This is a genomic window from Streptomyces sp. NPDC087906 (genome assembly GCF_055584925.1).
Genome location: NZ_JBVJLC010000007.1, coordinates 186,590 through 204,004, shown reverse-complemented (window position 1 = coordinate 204,004; position 17,415 = coordinate 186,590). Strand labels below are relative to the sequence as shown.

Annotated in this window: 18 protein-coding genes; 7 read left to right on the top strand and 11 right to left on the bottom strand. The window is 71.4% G+C overall.

Annotation, left to right across the window (positions count from 1 at the left end):
• Window positions 1-254: 254 nt before the first annotated feature.
• Window positions 255-1,160, top strand: a complete 906-nt coding sequence (locus ACZ63I_RS22160) for an NADP-dependent oxidoreductase (protein WP_469340699.1) — start codon at window positions 255-257, stop codon at window positions 1,158-1,160.
• A gap of 37 nt (window positions 1,161-1,197) precedes the next feature.
• Here the strand turns inward: ACZ63I_RS22160 and ACZ63I_RS22155 are convergent, their stop codons facing one another.
• From ACZ63I_RS22155 to ACZ63I_RS22135, 5 genes are all read right to left on the bottom strand, one after another.
• Window positions 1,198-2,181: a GNAT family N-acetyltransferase gene (locus tag ACZ63I_RS22155; protein ID WP_469340698.1), complete on the bottom strand. Its 984-nt coding sequence runs from the start codon at window positions 2,179-2,181 to the stop codon at window positions 1,198-1,200.
• 162 nt (window positions 2,182-2,343) lie between these two features.
• On the bottom strand, window positions 2,344-3,027 hold the full coding sequence (locus tag ACZ63I_RS22150) for an ABC transporter ATP-binding protein (protein ID WP_041985192.1): 684 nt from the start codon (window positions 3,025-3,027) through the stop codon (window positions 2,344-2,346).
• Window positions 3,028-3,088: 61 nt separating this feature from the next.
• Complete coding sequence (locus tag ACZ63I_RS22145) at window positions 3,089-4,567, bottom strand: ABC transporter permease (RefSeq protein ID WP_469340697.1); 1,479 nt, start codon at window positions 4,565-4,567, stop codon at window positions 3,089-3,091.
• A 116-nt stretch (window positions 4,568-4,683) separates the two neighbouring features.
• Complete coding sequence (locus ACZ63I_RS22140) at window positions 4,684-5,961, bottom strand: L,D-transpeptidase (RefSeq protein ID WP_469340696.1); 1,278 nt, start codon at window positions 5,959-5,961, stop codon at window positions 4,684-4,686.
• Window positions 5,962-6,126: 165 nt separating this feature from the next.
• Window positions 6,127-6,459, bottom strand: a complete 333-nt coding sequence (locus ACZ63I_RS22135; protein ID WP_469340695.1) for a hypothetical protein — start codon at window positions 6,457-6,459, stop codon at window positions 6,127-6,129.
• A 109-nt stretch (window positions 6,460-6,568) separates the two neighbouring features.
• Here ACZ63I_RS22135 and ACZ63I_RS22130 point away from each other — a divergent pair, with 109 nt between their 5' ends.
• On the top strand, window positions 6,569-6,841 hold the full coding sequence (locus ACZ63I_RS22130; protein ID WP_469340694.1) for a hypothetical protein: 273 nt from the start codon (window positions 6,569-6,571) through the stop codon (window positions 6,839-6,841).
• Window positions 6,842-6,843: 2 nt separating this feature from the next.
• Here the strand turns inward: ACZ63I_RS22130 and hutH are convergent, their stop codons facing one another.
• The 5 genes from hutH to ACZ63I_RS22105 form a co-directional block, all read right to left on the bottom strand.
• Window positions 6,844-8,391, bottom strand: a complete 1,548-nt coding sequence (hutH, locus tag ACZ63I_RS22125; RefSeq protein ID WP_469340693.1) for a histidine ammonia-lyase — start codon at window positions 8,389-8,391, stop codon at window positions 6,844-6,846.
• Window positions 8,392-8,993: 602 nt separating this feature from the next.
• Window positions 8,994-10,136 (bottom strand): GGDEF domain-containing protein, encoded by a 1,143-nt coding sequence (locus ACZ63I_RS22120; protein WP_469340692.1) that lies wholly within the window; start codon window positions 10,134-10,136, stop codon window positions 8,994-8,996.
• 59 nt (window positions 10,137-10,195) lie between these two features.
• A complete protein-coding gene (locus ACZ63I_RS22115; RefSeq protein ID WP_469340691.1) occupies window positions 10,196-11,005 on the bottom strand; it encodes an enoyl-CoA hydratase/isomerase family protein in 810 nt (269 codons plus the stop codon).
• Between the two features lie 55 nt (window positions 11,006-11,060).
• Window positions 11,061-12,215: an adenylate/guanylate cyclase domain-containing protein gene (locus ACZ63I_RS22110; RefSeq protein WP_041985206.1), complete on the bottom strand. Its 1,155-nt coding sequence runs from the start codon at window positions 12,213-12,215 to the stop codon at window positions 11,061-11,063.
• 221 nt (window positions 12,216-12,436) lie between these two features.
• Window positions 12,437-13,297, bottom strand: coding sequence for a biotin--[acetyl-CoA-carboxylase] ligase (locus ACZ63I_RS22105; RefSeq protein ID WP_469340690.1), 861 nt, complete (start codon window positions 13,295-13,297; stop codon window positions 12,437-12,439).
• A 120-nt stretch (window positions 13,298-13,417) separates the two neighbouring features.
• Between ACZ63I_RS22105 and ACZ63I_RS22100 the strand changes: the two genes are divergently transcribed.
• Genes ACZ63I_RS22100 through ACZ63I_RS22080 form a run of 5 tightly spaced genes read left to right on the top strand, consistent with a single transcriptional unit; the run spans window position 13,418 to window position 16,664 of the window.
• Window positions 13,418-15,031 carry an acyl-CoA carboxylase subunit beta gene (locus ACZ63I_RS22100; RefSeq protein ID WP_469340689.1) on the top strand — a complete coding sequence of 538 codons (1,614 nt, stop codon included), beginning with the start codon at window positions 13,418-13,420 and terminating at the stop codon, window positions 15,029-15,031.
• Window positions 15,032-15,045: 14 nt separating this feature from the next.
• Window positions 15,046-15,249: an acyl-CoA carboxylase epsilon subunit gene (locus tag ACZ63I_RS22095; protein ID WP_469340688.1), complete on the top strand. Its 204-nt coding sequence runs from the start codon at window positions 15,046-15,048 to the stop codon at window positions 15,247-15,249.
• A complete protein-coding gene (locus tag ACZ63I_RS22090) occupies window positions 15,246-15,842 on the top strand; it encodes a GNAT family N-acetyltransferase (protein ID WP_469340687.1) in 597 nt (198 codons plus the stop codon). Before ACZ63I_RS22095 ends, ACZ63I_RS22090 begins: the two co-directional genes overlap by 4 nt.
• 49 nt (window positions 15,843-15,891) lie before the next feature.
• A complete protein-coding gene (mmpB, locus tag ACZ63I_RS22085; RefSeq protein WP_469340686.1) occupies window positions 15,892-16,020 on the top strand; it encodes a morphogenic membrane protein MmpB in 129 nt (42 codons plus the stop codon).
• A gap of 41 nt (window positions 16,021-16,061) precedes the next feature.
• Complete coding sequence (locus ACZ63I_RS22080) at window positions 16,062-16,664, top strand: Maf family protein (protein WP_469340685.1); 603 nt, start codon at window positions 16,062-16,064, stop codon at window positions 16,662-16,664.
• Between the two features lie 13 nt (window positions 16,665-16,677).
• Here ACZ63I_RS22080 and ACZ63I_RS22075 read toward each other — a convergent pair whose 3' ends face one another.
• Window positions 16,678-17,109, bottom strand: coding sequence for a hypothetical protein (locus tag ACZ63I_RS22075; protein WP_469340684.1), 432 nt, complete (start codon window positions 17,107-17,109; stop codon window positions 16,678-16,680).
• Window positions 17,110-17,415 lie beyond the last annotated feature (306 nt).

The following is a 17,415-nucleotide window of genomic DNA, read 5'->3' as shown; positions in this document are numbered from 1 at the left end:
CCGGGTCCCCCGTGAGAGTGATCATGTCGTGCCGGTCGGCTGACGGCCGTGCCGGGGTAATGCCGGTGGCCGCCTGGGCTGCGGCATACGCACCTGTCCTCCTCCGGTCGGTCCGCTGAACGGCGGGCCGCCCGTCCGACTTGCCACTGACATTGGTGTGAGGTTCTAGCGTGGTGAACGTCGGCGTCCGCCGGCCCTTCACCCCATAGATCTCACGAACGGCCGGTGCAGGCCGGGTGGAAAGGCAGTACGCCATGCGCGCAGTCCGCTATCACGAGTACGGCGGTGTGGAGACCCTGGTGGTCGAGGCGGCGCCGGACCCGCATCCCGGGCCCGGCGAGATCCGGGTCCGTGTCGCGGCGGCCGGTGTCAACCCCGTCGACTGGAAGGTGCGTTCCGGCGCGGTACGGGAGGTGCTCCCCGTGGACCTGCCCGCGATTCCCGGCCGGGACGCCGTCGGCGTCGTGGACGAGATCGGTGCGGGCGTGCAGGAGGTGGCCATCGGCGACCGTGTCTTCGGGCTGGGCGGTGTCACCGGCGCGACGGCGGAGCTGGCCGTGTTCTCCGCCTGGGCGTACGCGCCCAGCACGTGGACCGACGAGGAGGCCGCGGGCGCCGGGCTTGCGTCCGTGACGGCGCTGGGCGGGCTGAAGGCGCTCGGCCCGCTCAAGGGGCGCACCCTGCTCGTGGAGGGCGCGTCCGGAGGCGTGGGCAGTGCCGCGGTGGAGATCGCGGTGGCTCAGGGCGCGACCGTGATCGGGACGGCGAGCGAGCGCAACCACGCGTTCCTCACCTCGCTCGGGGCCGTGCCCACCACCTACGGCGCCGGCCTCGCCGAGCGCATCGCCGTCCTGGCTCCGGACGGTGTCGACCTCGTGCTCGACACCGCGGCCTCCGGGTCCCTGCCCGATCTCGTCGCGCTCGTGGGCGATCCCGCGCGGGTGGTGACGGTCGCCGACTACGCCAACGCGCAGCGCCTGGGCGTCCATCTGGCCAACGCGGAGAACGACTCCTCGCTCCTCGCCGAAGCGGGCGAACTCGGCCGGCAGGGCCGCTACACACCGCGCGTCGAGCGGACGTACCCGCTCGACCGGATCGCTGAGGCACACGCGTACGCCGAGCGCGGGCATGTGCGCGGGAAGATCGTGGTCCTCGTCTGAGCCAGTCCCGCCGCCCGTCCCCACACCGGTCCCTGGGCTACAGCTTGGCCTCGAAGAGACCCGCCGGGCGTTCGCGGCGGTAGCCCAGCGACTCGTTCACCGCCAGCATCGACGTGTTCTCGTCGGCGACCGTCGTACTGATCTCCCGTACCCCCGGGTGCCGTTCGTGCAGACCGGCCAGCAGGTGGCGTTTGACCGCGCGGCCGAGACCCCGGCCCCGGTGGCGGGGGACGACGACCGTCGCGTGTTGCAGTGCGCGGTGGTCCGTCGGGGCTTTCAGTACGACCTCGGTGTACGCGGCCACGGCGTCGCCGGCCGCCGGGTCGAGCACCGCCGAGGTGAGGACGACTCCGCCGCGCTGCTCGATCAGCCGGGCCACGGCTTTCGCTCGCGCCACGTCCCGGTCGAGTTGGTGGGTGACCGGCGCCTCGCCGAAGGCGTCGCGTTCGGTGCCGCGGGCGCGGGCGAAGCCCTCGGCCAACTCGTCGGGGACGCTGCCCGTCCAGTCGGCGAAGCGCAGCCCTTCGGGCAGCGGGGGCTCCGGTATCTCTTCGAGCGCCTGGCCGACCTTCTGCACGTACCAGCCGAGCGGCTGCACATTGGTGAAGCCCAGACTGTCGACGAACGCCTCGCCCGCGCCGCCGAGTTCGAGCACGGTGGTGATGGACGTCCGTCCGTCTGCGGCGAGTTCGGCCCGTATCGCGGTCCAGAGCCGCGCGCCTATGCCGTGCCGCCTGGCCTTCGGATGCACCACCAGCGGGTCGAGCAGCGCGGTGTGGCGCAGGTGCTCGTCCGAGAACAGCAGGAGCGAGGCGACTCCGTCGTACGAGCCGTCGGCGGCCACCGAGGCGAGATGGACGTGGCGTCCGCCGACCGGCGGCAGGCGCAGCTTCCCCGCCGTCTCCGCCCTGCTGGGCTCGGGCACCGCGGCCGGCAGATCGCGCACGTGCGCGGCGCTGACCACCGCGTGCCAGGCGGCTGTCTCGGTGGCCGTGGGCGGGCTTCCCAGAGTGATCAGCATGGACCGAACCTACGCGTACGAGGGTGGCGACGCCCCCGAGTTGCCGGGACGTCCGGGCGGTCTGGCGGAACAGCGCGGACGGAGACGCACAGCACGGGTCGAACAGGGCGAGCGGTGTTCACGCCCCCGGCACCGGGCCGGGGACGGGAGCACCGCGAGGACTCAGGCCGCCGCGTTCTCGGTGACCGTGACGCGTCCTTTGCGGATCGTCGCCAGCCGCGGCGCGCGGCGGGCGATGGAGCTGTCGTGAGTGACCATGATGAAGGTCAGGCCGTGCTCTTTCCAGAGCCCCTCGAGCAGTTCCATGATTTCGTCCCGCATGGATTCGTCGAGATTTCCGGTCGGTTCGTCGGCGAGCAGCACCTTCGGCCGCTTGACCAGCGCACGGGCGATGGCGACCCGTTGCTGCTGGCCGCCGGACAACTCGCCGGGCAGATGGCCGAATCGCTCGCCGAGTCCGACGGATTCCAGCGCCTGTGCGGCCTGTTCGCGGCGCGCCGCCCCCTTGAGGCCGAGCGGCACCAGGGCCGTCTCGACGTTCTCCTGCGCCGTGAGCGTCGGGATGAGGTTGAAGCTCTGGAAGACGAAGCCGATGCTCTCGGCCCTGACCCTGGTCAGCCGCGCCTCGGGCAGCTTCGCCAGGTTCACCCCGTCGAACTCGACGGTGCCCTCGGTCGGCCGGTCGAGGCCGCCGAGCATCTGCAGCAGCGTCGACTTGCCGCCGCCGGTGGGTCCTTGGATGACGAGCCGGCCGCCGTCCTCGATGGTCAGGTCGACGCCCGCCAGTGCGTCGACGGTCTTCTTGCCTCGCTGATAGCGCTTGGTGACGCCGGTGAGCTGGTACACGGTGCAACTCCTGCGGTACGGGTCTGCGTTGGGGCTGGAAGACCCCGGGGACTGGGGGCGGTCACTCGACGCGGCGCAGCGCGTCGGCCGGCCGCAGCCGAGAGGCGCGCCAGCCGCCGAACCCGCCGGCGATCAGACCGCCGGCGACCGCGAGACCGACCGCGAGGGCGATGGTGGCCAGGGAGACGGGCGCCGACAGGGCCACGTCGACGACTTTGGACGTGGACTGCCGGGCGAAGCCGCCACCGCCACCACCGAAGCCGCCGGGACCGCCGCCCGCGGGGCCGCCCGCACCGCCGCCACCGCCGAGTTGCGCGGTGAGCGAGGGGCTGACGGCGGTGACGGCGTACGCGCCCGCGAGGCCGACGGCGATCCCGAGCACCCCGCCGATCAGACCGTTGACGACGGCCTCACCGACCACCTGCCGGGTAACCCGGCCGCTCTTCCAGCCGAGCGCCTTGAGCGTGCCGAACTCCCGCACCCGGCGGCTGACCGCCGACGAGGTGAGCAGCCCCGCCACCACGAAGGCGGCGATCAGCACCACGAGCGAGAGCCACTTGCCGACGTTCGACGCCAGGTCCGAGGCGGTGGAGAGCGATCCGGAGACGGTGTCGGCGAGATCGGCCGAGGTCGTGACCGTCGTACCCGGCACGTTCTTCTGCACGGCCGACTTGACGCTGTCGATCCGCTGCGAGTCGGTGGCCTGCACGTAGACCGTGGTGACCTTGTTCTTGGCGTCGGCCAGCGTCTGCGCCTGGGTCAGCGGCAGATACACGTTGGCGGCCGGATCACCGCTGTCCGCCGTCGCTATTCCGACAACCTGGAACGTGGTGCCGGAGACGGTGACCGTCGAACCGACCTTCAGCTTCTTCTGCTTGGCGTAGGCGCTGTCGACGACGGTGACCTTCGCGTTCGTCTCTGACGCCTTGAACGTACGCCCCGACGTGAGCTTCGACGAGGTCAGCGGGCCGAGTTCCTGGTGCGCCACGTCGGTCCCGTACACGCTGAACGAGTCGACGTCGAAGTTGGCGCCGCCGCCCTCGACCCGGCCCTGCGTCCTGCCGCCGCCGCCCTGACCGGGTCCCGCGCCGCCGCCCTGCTGCTCGTCCTGCTTGAACTGGCCCCTGGTGAACTGGCCGTTGACCTTCAGTACGGTCAGGTTGAGACCGCCGACGGCGGACGCGACGCCGTCCTGCGCGGCGACCTTGGTGACGGTGGACGAGGCGAGGGTCTGGAAGCCCTGCACCATGACCCGGTCGCTGCTCTGCTTCGAGGTGTCGCCCTCGCCCTTGGCACCGAACTTGAAGCTCGGGCGCTGCCCGCCACTGGTCGAACTCGGCGGCGGTGCGGCCTTGGTGACCGTCATGTCCGTACCGAGGCCGTAGAGGGACTGCAGGACCTTGTCCTGCGCCTTGCCCATCCCCGCGGAGACCGAGCTGACAACAATCACCAGCGCAATGCCGAGGGCGAGCCCGGAGGCGACGACGAGCGCCGCCTTTCTGCGTCGGCGCAGCTCGCGCCGGAGGTAGATGAAGAACATGTGGCGAAGCTAGGCCCGGCTCGTGACGAAGACTTGAGGCCATCGTGAGAGCTGGATGAGAACAAAGAAGGCGGCGGCACCTTTCGGTGCCGCCGCCTTCCGAGGACCAGTCAGGGTCAGACCGCCGAACCGGCCTTCCAGTCCGCCCAGTTCATGTTCCAGCCGTTGAGGCCGTTGTCCGGGGCGATGGTCTTGTCGTTCGAGTTCTTGACGACGACCACGTCACCGATGAGCGAGTGGTCGAAGAACCAGCGCGCCGGCATCTTCGGGTCGCCCGCGCCCTTCACGTCCTGCAGACCCACACAGCCGTGGCTGGTGTTGGCGCTGCCGAACACCGAGGGGGCGCCCCAGTAGTTGCCGTGCACGAACGTGCCCGAGCTGGACAGCCGCATGGCGTCGGGGACGTCCTTGATGTCGTACTCGCCCTTGCCGTCGGAGTCCGTGAAGCCGACCGTCGCACCGTCCATGCGGGTCTTCTTGTACTTCTCGGAGATCACCATCTGGCCGTTGTACGTGGTGTTCTCGGGCGAGCCCGCCGAGATCGGGATGGTCTTGATCGTCTTGCCGTTCTGCTGCACCTTCATGGTGTGCGCCTTGGCGTCGACGGTGCTGACCTGGTTGCGGCCGATCGTGAAACTGACCGTCTTCTGCTGGACGCCGTAGAGGCCCTTCGCGCCCTGCACACCGTCCAGTTGCAGCTTCAGCGTGACCTTCGACCCGGCCTGCCAGTACTGGTCGGGCCGGAAGTCGAGGCGCTGCGAGTTGAACCAGTGCCCGACGACCTCCTGGCCGCTGCTCGACGACACCTGGATCCCCGTCTGCACGGCCTTCTTGTCGGTGATGGCCTTGTCGAAGTTGATCGACACGGGCATCCCGACGCCGACGGTCGAACCGTCCTCGGGGGTGAAGTTGCCGATGAAGCTGTTCGCGGGCGAGACGGTCGTGAACGAGGAGTTCTCGTTGGCCGAGCGGCCCTTCGAGTCCTTCGCCGTCGCGGCGATCTTGTACGTGGTGGAGCGGTCGAGCTGGCCGTCCGGCTGCCAGCTCGTGCCGTCGGCGGACAGCGAGCCCTTGACCGGGTCGCCGGCGGCGGTCGTCATGGTGACCTCGGTCAGCTTGCCCTTGCTGACCGTGACCTTCGCGTCGTCGTTGATGCCCGCGTTGTTGGCGCCGTTCTTCGGGAGGATGGCTATCTGGGCCTCGGAGGTGTCCTTGGCCGCCGCCTCGTCCACCTGGGCCTGTGAGGATGACTTGGTCGGGTCCCCGGCACCGCTGGTGTCGTCCTTGCCGTCACCACCGCTGCACGCCGAGAGCACCAGAACACCGCCAAGCAGTGCGGACGCGGCCGTGAGGCCCTTGCGCCGCTTGCTTTTCGTCATCACACGCTTCTCCATACATCGCCGATTGCAGTGCCGATAACCATTAAGAACACCCGGTCCGGTTCGTCCGGTTCCACTTCGGTCGAAGATGTGGCGCAAGCCACTCACCCGGTCCATGGCACGGCCCCGGTCCCACGTCTGCCGTCGGACCGGGGCCTTCCAGAGTGACACGCCCGCGCGCTACTCCCGACCACCGTCGGGGTCGTCGTCATCGTCGGGGTCCCACTCCAACGAGTCGGGGTCGTAGTCGATCAGCTCGCTCGTCCACGACGCCTGGGTCAACTCGACCCCGGGGATGTCGCTGATCAGATCGACGGGCTCCACGAGATACGCCAGCGCCTCCGCGCCGTCCTCCCGCGCGGCGAGCCGGGCGAGCGTGCGCTCGTCCTCCGGCATCGACTCGTCGGTCCCGATCCGGGTGAGCGCCGCCCCGCTCAGCACGTCGTGGTCCTCGATCTCCAGTACCAATTCCACCCGTAGCCGCACATACCGTGATGTCTCAGAAGTGGTCATACGACGGAGCGTAGAGCTGATGCCCGCTACGGCTTTCCTCCGACCCGCTGCTTTCACTAGCATCAGCGCACCCCGCCATTCAGGCGTCCTCATGAGGGGGGATCGTTACGTGTCTGTCGCACGCCGGCCGCTGCTGACCGCGGCCGCCGCCGGAATCCTGCTCTGCGCCCTCTGGTTCGTCCCTTCCGCCAGAGGCGGCGACGACCACAGCACCCCGCACCAGCAGTCCGCCGGCTACTCCAGGACCTCCGGCTCCCAGCAGCTCGCCCTCGGCGGCACGGACGGCGTCGACGCGACGCCCTACCTGATCGCCGGCGCCGCCGTCCTGGCCGCGGCCGCGGGCTACGGCGTGCACGTGGTCCGCCGCGCCCGTCCCGCGTAGTTTTACGCCAGCGGCCCCGTCACCGCCTCTACGGCCGCCACCAGACGTCCCTCCCGTACGAACGTGTCCGCCGCCGCCAGATCCGGCGCGAGGAAGCGGTCGGGCCCCGGCCCCTCGACCCCGGCGGCCCGCAGCGCGTCGATCGCCGCCTGCGAGGCGGGCGCGGGCGTCAGCCCCGTACGCAGCTCGATCGCCCGCGTCGCCGCGTACAGCTCGACGGCGATGATCCGCGACAGGTTGTCGACGGCGGTCCGCAGCTTGCGCGCCGCCGACCAGCCCATCGACACATGGTCCTCCTGCATCGCTGACGACGGGATCGAGTCGACCGACGCCGGCACGGCGAGCCGCTTCATCTCGCTGACCAGCGCCGCCTGCGTGTACTGGGCGATCATCAGCCCCGAGTCGACCCCCGGGTCACCTGCGAGGAACGGCGGCAGCCCGTGCGACCGGTTCTTGTCGAGCAGCCGGTCCGTACGGCGCTCGGCGATCGACCCCAGGTCGGCCGCCGCGATCGCCAGGAAGTCCAGTACGTACGCGACGGGCGCGCCGTGGAAGTTGCCGTTCGACTCGACCCGCCCGTCGGGCAGCACCACCGGGTTGTCGACGGCGGCGGCCAGCTCCCGGTCCGCCACGAGCCGCGCGTACCCGAGCGTGTCCCGCCCGGCCCCTGCCACCTGCGGCGCGCACCGCACCGAGTACGCGTCCTGCACGCGCGGCGCCGCGTCCTCCTGGAAGTGCCCGGTCAGACCCGACCCGGCGAGGACCCGCAGCATGTTGTCGGCGCTGGCCCCCTGTCCGGGGTGCGGCCGGATCGCGTGCAGCTCGGGCGCGAGCACCTTGGCGGTGCCCAGCAGGGCCTCCAGGCTGAGCGCCGCCGTGATGTCGGCGGAGGTGTAGAGCCGGTGCAGATCGGCGAGGGCCATGACCAGCATGCCGAGCATGCCGTCCGTCCCGTTCAGCAGCGCGAGCCCCTCCTTCTCGCGCAACTCGACCGGCGCGATGCCGTGCTCCTGGAGCAGCTCGCCGGCGGGGCGTACGACGCCGTCGGGGCCCTCGGCTTCGCCCTCGCCCATGAGCGTCAGGGCGCAGTGCGACAGCGGCGCGAGGTCCCCTGAGCAGCCGAGCGAACCGAACTCGTGGACCACGGGCGTGATCCCCGCGTTCAGCACGTCCGCCATGGTCTGCGCGACCTCGGGCCGCACGCCGGTGTGGCCCGACGCGACGGTCTTCAGCCGCAGGAACATCAGCGCGCGCACCACATCGCGCTCGACGGCGGGGCCCATCCCCGCGGCATGACTGCGCACGATGTTGCGCTGCAACTGCGCGCGCAGGTCGGGGCTGATGTGCCGGGTGGCGAGCGCCCCGAACCCGGTGGAGACCCCGTACACGGGCTCGGGCTTGGCGGCGAGCGCGTCGACGATCTCCCGAGCGGCGGCGAGCGCGGCGAGCGCGGAGGCGTCGAGCTGAACTTGCGCGCGGCCGCGGGCGACGGCGATGACATCCTCGGCGGTGGTCCCGGCGGTGCCGACCACGACGGTGTGCATATTCATATTCACGAGCGTACGGATTGAATCCGTAGGTGTCACCGTCGGGTGCCGACCGGTCCGGCGTTGTCGCCGTCCGGCGCGGTTCGGGGTGACCGGTCTGGGTTGCGGTTGTCGCCGGGGGCCGTTCCGGGGTCGTGTCCTGCGCTGCGGTGTCGCCGTCCGGCGCGGTTCGGGGTGACCGGTCTGGGTTGCGGTTGTCGCCGGGGGCCGTTCCGGGATGGTGTCCTGCGCTGCACGATTTACGGCGCGTGCACCTCGGACACGGAGCGAACGCCGAGATGCGCCACAAATCACGCTTTACGCTCCGGACACCACCCCTGCACGACCCCCTCCAGCCCCCGGGCCCGGATGGGGTGTTCCCGACCACCGGCGGCAAGGGGCTGGGCGCCCGCGCCAGGGACGCAGCCGCAACCCGCACGCACCCACACCCCCACGCCCACTCGGGCGCTGAGACCGGGACCCACCGGGGGGAGGGGGCCGGGGCCGCAGGAGGGGGGTGTCCGGACGTAAAGCGTAGGAGCGCTAGCGATCGAGCAGTCCGGACACCCCCCTCCGGAGGCCCCGGAACCCGGAACCAGACAAGCGCACCGCAACCCAGACCCCGGTCACCCCGCCGGAGGCGGCGGCGCGTCCCGGAACGCTCGGCGTGAACCGCTCGGCGGCGCGTCCGCCAGGCGGATCACCGCGCCGTCCCTGCCCGCCACCACCGGCAGCGGCGCGCGCGCCGCCTTCGCGCGGTACTGCGCCGCGTCCGCCAGCCGGAACAAGCGTCGCGCCGACGTCACGTTCCCGATCGGGTCGCCCGTCGAGGCGACCCCGCACGCCACGCCCTCGCCCATCTCCAGCGACGCGGACCGCTCGCACAGCTCCGTGGCGACCGCGATCACCTCGTCCGCCGATGGCCCCGCCGTCAGCAGGCAGAACTCGTCCCCGCCCAGCCGCGCGGCCAACGCGCCGGGGAGCTTCGCGCCGCACAGGGACAGCAGCGAGGCGAATCGTTCCAGCAGCCGGTCGCCCACCGCGTGGCCATGGGTGTCGTTGACCTTCTTCAGGCCGTTGAGGTCGCAGACGACGAGGCTGACGACGGAGCCGTCCGCACGGTGCCCCGCGATGGCCTCGTCGAGGCGCATATCCACCGCGCGCCGGTTCGCGAGGCCGGTCAGCGGGTCGGTGAAGGCCAGCCGGCGTACCTCTTCGAGGCGTTCCGTCTGGGCGAGGCCCGCCGCGACGACCGCGGCGATGACCGTCGCGAAGTCCGCCTCGTCCTCGTCGAAGGCCGCCGCGCCGAGCGGGCGGGCGACGTACAGCTCACCCCAGGCGCGCCCGTGCAGGATGATCGGCGCGACGACGCAGCAGCCGCGCCCCCGGCGGCGCAGCGCGGCGACGCGCTGGTGGCAGTAGCCGGGGTCGCCGCCGGTCGGGCCTTCCGAGGTCTCGACCCAGGCGTTGGGGCCGCCGCCGCCCGCCCACTTCTCGTGCAGGAACTCGGCGATCTCGGGGAACTGGTGGACGGGGTACGTCTCGTCCTCGGGGAACTCCTCCTCGTCCGGCGTCCGCTCCCCCGCGTTGACGAGGACCTTGAGCCGGCCGAGGTCGCGCTCCCAGACGGAGAGCGCGCCGAAGCTCCCGCCGAGCGCTTCGCGGGCGCCCTGCGCCGCGGCCAGCCAGGACTCGCGGGGTGTGTGGGCCGCCGCCATGGCCTGGGCCAGCGCCACGACGGCCCGCAATCGCACATCCACTCCCATCACCCCACCCTAGAGGGGTCCGGGTGTTTGATCACTCGGAGCGATCGACGACTACTCTGCGTTCACTCGCCCGGCCATTGCGGTGCGCGTTTCTCGTTGAACGCGGCCACTCCCTCGGCCCGGTCGCCGGAGAACGCGACCGAGCGCCAGGCCGCGTCCTCGACGTCGAGGCCCGCGCGCAGGTCGAGCCCCTGGCCCAGGCGCAGCGCGCGTTTGGCGGCGCGCAGCCCGAGGGGGGAGTTCTGGGCGATACGGGCGGCGAGGGCGAGGGCTTCGTCGCGGTCGGTGCCGGCGTCCACGAGATGGTCGACCAGACCCAGCTCGGCGGCTTCGGCGGCCTCCACGCGGCGCGCGGTGAGGATCAGCTCGGCGGCGCGGGCGGCGCCGACGCGGCGCGGCAGCAGTTGCGTACCGCCGCCGCCGGGGATGACGCCGACCGACACCTCGGGGAGTCCGACGACGGCCGTGCGGTCGGCGACGATCAGGTCGCAGGAGAGCGCCAGCTCGAAGCCGCCGCCGAGGGCGAAGCCGTGCACGGCGGCGACGACGGGCATGGGCAGTTCGAGTACGCCGGTGTAGGCGGCGCGGGTGACGGGCCGCTGCCGCATGAGGTCGGCGTCGCTGAAGGAGTTGCGCTCCTTGAGGTCGGCGCCGACGCAGAAGGCCCGGGGGTGGGTGGAGGTCAGCGCCGTGACCCGTACGGACGGGTCGGCGGCCAGCGCCTCGCAGGCCGCCGCGACGGACCGTGCCATCTCCGTCGACACGGCGTTCATCGCCGCCGGCCGGTCGAGGACCAGCTCGGCGACATGGTCGTAGCGCCGTACGCCCACGAACTCCCCGAACCGCAGCTCGGCCTCTTCGGTCTCCGCCATGGCCCCACCCTCTCGGTTAACGATGGTTCACCGGCAGATGTTAGACGGCGCGGCGTCAGCCCGGACGGCGGGCCAGCAGCCAGGGCTCCACGACGCCGAGGCCGCGCACGGGCCGCTGCCACATCGGCTGGAGCCCGAAGCGGTACGAGGGGGCGGCCTCGCCCTCCTTCTCGGCCTTCGCCGTCGCCTCGGCCGCCTGCGACTCGGAGGCCGGGGCCTCACCCGTACGGATCAGCCCTTCCGCGAACGCGCCGTCCACCAGGACGGTGTCCTTGGGCGCTATCGACGTCAGCCTGCTGGCGAGATTGACGGTCGTGCCGAAGACATCGCCCATGCGGGTGGTGACCGTGCCGAAGGCGATGCCGACGCGCAGCGCGGGCATCGTCTCGTCGTGGGTCATGGTCTCGATGAGCCGCAGGGCGATCTCGGCGGCCGTGCCCGCGTCGTCGGCGGCGAACAGCACCTCGTCGCCGAGGGTCTTGATCAGCCGCCCGCCGTGCGCGGCGACCAGGTCGGCCGATGTCGTCTCGAACGCCTCGACCAGCTCGCCCAGTTCCTCCTCTTCGAGGCGCCGGGTCAGCCGGGTGAAGCCGACGAGGTCGGCGAAGCCGACGGCGAGCCGGCGGTCGACCATCTCCTCGTCGTCGGCCGCTTGGACGACGCGTCCGGTGGCCGCGGCGAGCTGGCGCCGCCACACGTAGACGAGGAACTCCTCCAGCTCGGGCAGGAGCAGCTCCACCAGCGGGTACGTGACCTCGGTGCGCGTCATGCCGGGCTCGGGCGGCTCGGTGAGCCCTTCCAGGAACGAGTCGATCTGCCATTCGGCGAGCCGGGCGGTGGTCTGCCCGGTGGACCTGGCGACCTGGATCGCCATGGGCTCGCTCAGCAGTCCCGCCTCCACGAGCCCGGCGAGCCGGCGCAGGGCCAGCACGTCGGCCTCGGTCAGCGCCTTGGCCTGGCCGATGTCGGCGAAGCCCATGGCGCGCCAGAAGCGGGAGGCGAGATCCATGGAGACGCCGGCGGTGCGGGCCGCCTGGAAGGGGGTGTACTGCCGGTCGGCGCCGAGGATGAGCTGTTCGAGCCTGATCGCCAGCGGGTCGTCGGTCGGCTCCGCGGTGTGATCGACGACGTGGTGCGGTGTGTGGTGGGCCGAAGAGTCCGACGGCGGCGGTGTGTCGTCCGCGCCGGACGTCGTGTCGTCGACGGTCACCGGCCGCCTCCTGCCCGTTCCCTGCGCACTGCCCTGCCGATCTGTCCGATCTTCCCCGAACGGGCTCAACGATACGGCAGATGTGCCCTGGCTCACGTCCCGGTGGCGCGGATGGCCGCACGGCGCCCGACCGGGCGACCAGGACGGCCGCCCGTACGCCCTGTCACGGGACGCGCGCCCGGCGGGGCGCCACGCTCCGCTGTCGCGGGCGCCGGTTCTCCTCAGCCCGTCGGGCGCACGTGCACGATGTCGCCCGCCGCCACCGCCTGCCGGCCGTCCCGCTCCGTGGCGATGACCAGCCGCCCCTCGCCGTCGATGGCGACCGCCTCGCCGACCAGCGCCGCGCCGCCGGGCAGGTCGGCGCGTACCTGGCGGCCCAGGGTCGAGCAGCCCGCCGCGTACGCCTCCTGGAGGCGGGAGGTCGTGGGGTCGCCGCCGGCCGCGCGCCAGTCGCCGTACCACTGGTCCAGCGAGCGCAGCACCGCGCGCAGCAGCGTCTCGCGGTCCAGCGAGACGGCGTTCGCCAGGGCGAGCGATCCCGCGGTGGGTACGGGGAGTTCCTCGGCGCGCAGCGACACGTTGAGGCCGATGCCGATGATCACCGTGTCCTGCGCGGTGCGCTCGGCGAGGATCCCGCCGGCCTTGCGTTCCGCGCCGTCCACGGTCACCAGCAGGTCGTTGGGCCATTTGAGTGCGGTGTCGACCCCGGCGGCCCTGCTGAGCCCGGAGGCGACGGCCACCCCGGCGAGCAGCGGGAGCCAGGACCAGTGCTGTACGGGTACGTCGTCGCCGGGGCGCAGCAGTACGGAGAAGAACAGCCCGGAGCGGGCGGGCGCCGACCACGCGCGGTCCAGCCTGCCCCGGCCGGCCGTCTGCTCCTCGGCGACGAGCACGGCGCCCTCCACCGGCCCGGCGGCGGCCCGCGCCGCCAGGTCGGAGTTGGTGGATCCGGTCGACGCGACGACGTCGAGGGCGGTCCACAGGCTGCCGGGACGCACCAGGGCGCGGCGCAGCCCGTCCTCGTTCAGCGGCGGACGTTCGAGGTCGGACCAGCGGCTCGCTGGGGTATTCGGCTCCATCATGCAAGCCAGCCTAGGTGTGGCAAACACCGCACTGCCGAACGGTATCGGCGCCGATACCCTACGGATCAGTAGCGTCCACCACGTTCACACCCGCTGACAACCGCAGGGAGCCGCACCCCGATGTCAGATCCGGAAACCGTCCCCGCCCCCGCCGACGACGGCGCGGCACACACCACAGCGGGCAGGATCGCCGATCTTCAGCGCCGCATCGAGGAAGCCACCCACGCGGGGTCGGCGCGCGCCGTGGAGAAGCAGCACGCCAAGGGCAAACTGACGGCGCGCGAGCGGATCGGTCTGCTGCTCGACGAGGGGTCGTTCGTCGAGCTGGACGAGTTCGCGAGGCACCGCTCGACCAGCTTCGGCATCGAGAACAACCGCCCGTACGGGGACGGTGTGATCACCGGCTACGGCACGGTCGACGGCCGCCCCGTCTGCGTCTACTCGCAGGACTTCACGATCTTCGGCGGGTCGCTGGGCGAGGTCTACGGCGAGAAGATCGTCAAGGTCATGGACCTGGCGATGAAGACCGGCTGCCCGATCATCGGCATCAACGACGGCGGCGGCGCGCGGATCCAGGAGGGCGTGGTCGCGCTCGGCCTGTTCGCCGAGATCTTCCGCCGCAACGTGCACGCGTCGGGGGTGGTCCCGCAGATCAGCCTGATCGTCGGCCCGTGCGCGGGCGGCGCCGTCTACTCGCCCGCGATCACGGACTTCACGGTGATGGTGGACCAGACGTCGCACATGTTCATCACGGGCCCCGACGTGATCAAGACGGTCACCGGCGAGGACGTGGGCTTCGAGGAGCTGGGCGGCGCCCGCACGCACAACACGACGTCGGGCGTGGCGCATCACATGGCGGGGGACGAGAAGGACGCCGTCGAGTACATCAAGTCCCTGCTGTCGTACCTGCCGTCGAACAACCTCTCCGAGCCGCCCGCCTTCCCCGAGGAGGCGGCGCTGGAGACGACGGACGAGGACCGCGAGCTGGACACGCTGATCCCGGACTCGGCGAACCAGCCGTACGACATGCACACCGCGATCGAGCACGTCCTGGACGACGCCGAATTCCTGGAGACGCAGGCGCTGTTCGCGCCGAACATCATCACCGGGTTCGGCCGGATCGAGGGCCGGCCTGTCGGGGTCGTCGCCAACCAGCCGATGCAGTTCGCGGGTTGCCTGGACATCAACGCGTCGGAGAAGGCGGCGCGTTTCGTCCGTACGTGTGACGCGTTCAACGTGCCGGTGCTGACGTTCGTCGACGTGCCGGGGTTCCTGCCGGGCGTCGACCAGGAGTACGGCGGCATCATCCGCAGGGGCGCGAAGCTGATCTACGCGTACGCGGAGGCGACGGTCCCGCTGATCACGGTGATCACCCGCAAGGCGTTCGGCGGCGCGTACGACGTGATGGGCTCCAAGCACCTGGGCGCCGACCTGAACGTGGCGTGGCCGACGGCGCAGATCGCGGTGATGGGCGCGCAGGGCGCGGTCAACATCCTGCACCGCCGCACGATCGCGGCGGCGGGCGACGAGGCGGCGCAGGAGCAGACCCGCGCCACCCTGATCCAGGAGTACGAGGACGCGCTGCTCAACCCGTACGCGGCAGCGGAGCGCGGGTACGTGGACGCGGTGATCATGCCGTCCGACACGAGGGCGCACATCATCAAGGGGCTGCGCCAGTTGCGTACGAAGCGGGAGACCCTGCCGCCGAAGAAGCACGGCAACATCCCGCTCTAGGAAGGGAGCTGACGATGATCAAGGTCCTCAGGGGCAACCCGACCAGGGAGGAACTGGCCGCCGCGCTCGCGGTGGTCCAGGCGACGGCGGCGGCCAAGGCAGGCGCCGAACCGACGGCCCCCGAACCCCCCACGGAATGGTCGGCCCCCACCCGCATAGCCCGCACCCACCTCCCCCAACCGGGCCCGGCGGCCTGGGCCCGCACGTACTGGCCGTGACACCGGTGCCGGGAGACTTCTCGCTCAAGCCGACCCTGACCGGTGACCGGGCCGTGCTGCGGCCCTTCACCGCCGACGACGCACCGGTGATGGCCGAGATCCTGGCGGATCCGGAGATCAGCCGGTTCACCGGCTCGTCGCACACCACCTTCAGCGCGGAGCAGCTCCGCGCCTGGTACGGCAGCCGCAACGACCAGGCCGGCCGGCTCGATCTCGCGGTCACCGACCGCGCGGACGGCCGGCTGGTCGGCGAGTCGGTCCTGTTCGATTGGGACAAGCACAACCGCAGTTGTGTCTTCCGCATCCTCATCGGCCCGGCGGGGCGCGATCGGGGACTGGGCTCCGAAGCGGTCCGGCTGACCGTCGGTCACGGCTTCGAACACGTCGGTCTGCACCGCATCGCGCTCGACGTCTTCACCTTCAACCCGCGGGCCAAGCGCGCCTACGAGAAGGCCGGCTTCGTCGCCGAGGGCACCCAGCGCGAGACGCTGCTGTACGAGGGTGAGTGGCACGACGCGGTGCGGATGTCGGTCCTGGACCGCGAATGGGCGGCGCTGCCGGCCCGTACGACTGAGGGGTCCACCTTCAGTTGAGTACGCGTACTCAGGCACGTCACCCGGGGGCGGCCGCAGGATCGGAGGCATGTTGTGGTCCGATCCGAAGAATGAGCCGCCCGAGGAGATGCGCGAGACGCAGGCCATGGTGCGGCGGGCCGGTGTGCTCATCGCGTTGGTGGTGGTCGTGTTGATGATCGCCCTCGGGCTTCGCTGACCTGCGTTCGCCGGGTGCCGGTTGTTGATTACTGTTTCCGCATGACCGATCAGCGCCGTCTCGTCCTGGCCTCCCAGTCCCCCGCCCGTCTCGGACTGCTCCGGCAGGCCGGGCTCGATCCCGAGGTGATCGTCAGCGGTGTCGACGAGGACGCCCTGTCGGCGCCGACGCCCGCCGAACTCGCCCTCGTGCTCGCCCAGGCGAAGGCCGAGGCCGTGGCCGGGCGGTCCGAGGCCGCCGGGGCGCTCGTCGTCGGATGCGACTCCGTGCTCGAACTCGACGGGCAGGCTTACGGGAAGCCCGCCGACGCCGAAGAGGCCACCGCGCGCTGGAAGTCGATGCGCGGGCGGGACGGGATCCTGCAGACCGGGCACTGCGTGATCGACACCGCGAGCGGGGCGCGGGCCGCCAGGACCGCTTCGACCACCGTCCGCTTCGGCAGCCCGACCGACGCCGAGATCGCCGCGTACGTGGCCAGCGGCGAACCGCTGCACGTCGCCGGGGCCTTCACCCTCGACGGCCGGTCCGCGCCGTTCGTCGACGCGATCGACGGCAGCCACGGCAACGTGATCGGCCTGTCGCTGCCGCTGCTGCGCGCGCTGCTCGGCGAACTGGGCGTCGCTATCACCGACCTCTGGGTCTGACCGGTCCGGGTCGTCAGGCCGGGGTCGCGTTCTCCTGCGGCGCCGGCTTCGGCCCGTACCCCACCAGCACCAGGACCAGCAGCGCCAGCACCACCATCATGAACGCGAACGCGGCCCAGCCGATCAGCCCCACGGTCAGGGCGCCCAGCACCCCGTGCACGACCGCGCAGACGATCAAGGTGATCCTGCCGACCCGGCCGGGCGCGCGGTCCCTGAGCGCGATCCGCAGCAGTATCACCGCGCACACCACCAGGTAGAGCGCCGCCAGCGCGCCCATCACCCACGCGCCCAGCGACATCGCGCCCGGGTCGACACCCGCGAGCGACATCTGCTGGTTGTCGACGACCGTCGCCAGCAGGGCGTTGACGAGTACGACGCCCAGCGCCTCCGCCAGCAGCACCGCCGCGGCCACCCAGGCCACCGGTTTGCGCGGCACCCGCCCCACCCTCTTCCGTCTGTTACCGCCAGTACGTTGCACCCGGCACGCTACTCACGGGTAAACGCCCGGACAAGAGCTGGGGCCGGGGCAAAGAATCATTCGGCCATTCGTAGGGACTCCACAAAGAAACGGGATCCCTCACGGCGCACTGGCACAGAGATCCGGGCCACATCCAGGCATTGCTGTGCGGGGCTGAATCGCGGCGTACCTTGGTGCAACTAGGGATTTCGCAGTCTGAACGAGCCTCGAATCACTCTCCGTATGGACAAGTTCACCATTTGGGGCGCGTCGGAGGACCGTGTCGGCAGTCCC

Excerpts from the sequence above, each read along its gene's own strand:
- ACZ63I_RS22160 (WP_469340699.1), top strand. The coding sequence starts at position 255 with ATGCGCGCAGTCCGCTATCACGAGTACGGCGGTGTGGAGACCCTGGTG.
- ACZ63I_RS22155 (WP_469340698.1), bottom strand. The coding sequence starts at position 2,181 with ATGCTGATCACTCTGGGAAGCCCGCCCACGGCCACCGAGACAGCCGCC.
- ACZ63I_RS22145 (WP_469340697.1), bottom strand. The coding sequence starts at position 4,567 with ATGTTCTTCATCTACCTCCGGCGCGAGCTGCGCCGACGCAGAAAGGCG.
- ACZ63I_RS22140 (WP_469340696.1), bottom strand. The coding sequence starts at position 5,961 with ATGGAGAAGCGTGTGATGACGAAAAGCAAGCGGCGCAAGGGCCTCACG.
- ACZ63I_RS22135 (WP_469340695.1), bottom strand. The coding sequence starts at position 6,459 with ATGACCACTTCTGAGACATCACGGTATGTGCGGCTACGGGTGGAATTG.
- hutH (WP_469340693.1), bottom strand. The coding sequence starts at position 8,391 with ATGAATATGCACACCGTCGTGGTCGGCACCGCCGGGACCACCGCCGAG.
- ACZ63I_RS22115 (WP_469340691.1), bottom strand. The coding sequence starts at position 11,005 with ATGGCGGAGACCGAAGAGGCCGAGCTGCGGTTCGGGGAGTTCGTGGGC.
- ACZ63I_RS22105 (WP_469340690.1), bottom strand. The coding sequence starts at position 13,297 with ATGATGGAGCCGAATACCCCAGCGAGCCGCTGGTCCGACCTCGAACGT.
- ACZ63I_RS22100 (WP_469340689.1), top strand. The coding sequence starts at position 13,418 with ATGTCAGATCCGGAAACCGTCCCCGCCCCCGCCGACGACGGCGCGGCA.
- ACZ63I_RS22095 (WP_469340688.1), top strand. The coding sequence starts at position 15,046 with ATGATCAAGGTCCTCAGGGGCAACCCGACCAGGGAGGAACTGGCCGCC.
- mmpB (WP_469340686.1), top strand. The coding sequence starts at position 15,892 with ATGTTGTGGTCCGATCCGAAGAATGAGCCGCCCGAGGAGATGCGCGAG.
- ACZ63I_RS22080 (WP_469340685.1), top strand. The coding sequence starts at position 16,062 with ATGACCGATCAGCGCCGTCTCGTCCTGGCCTCCCAGTCCCCCGCCCGT.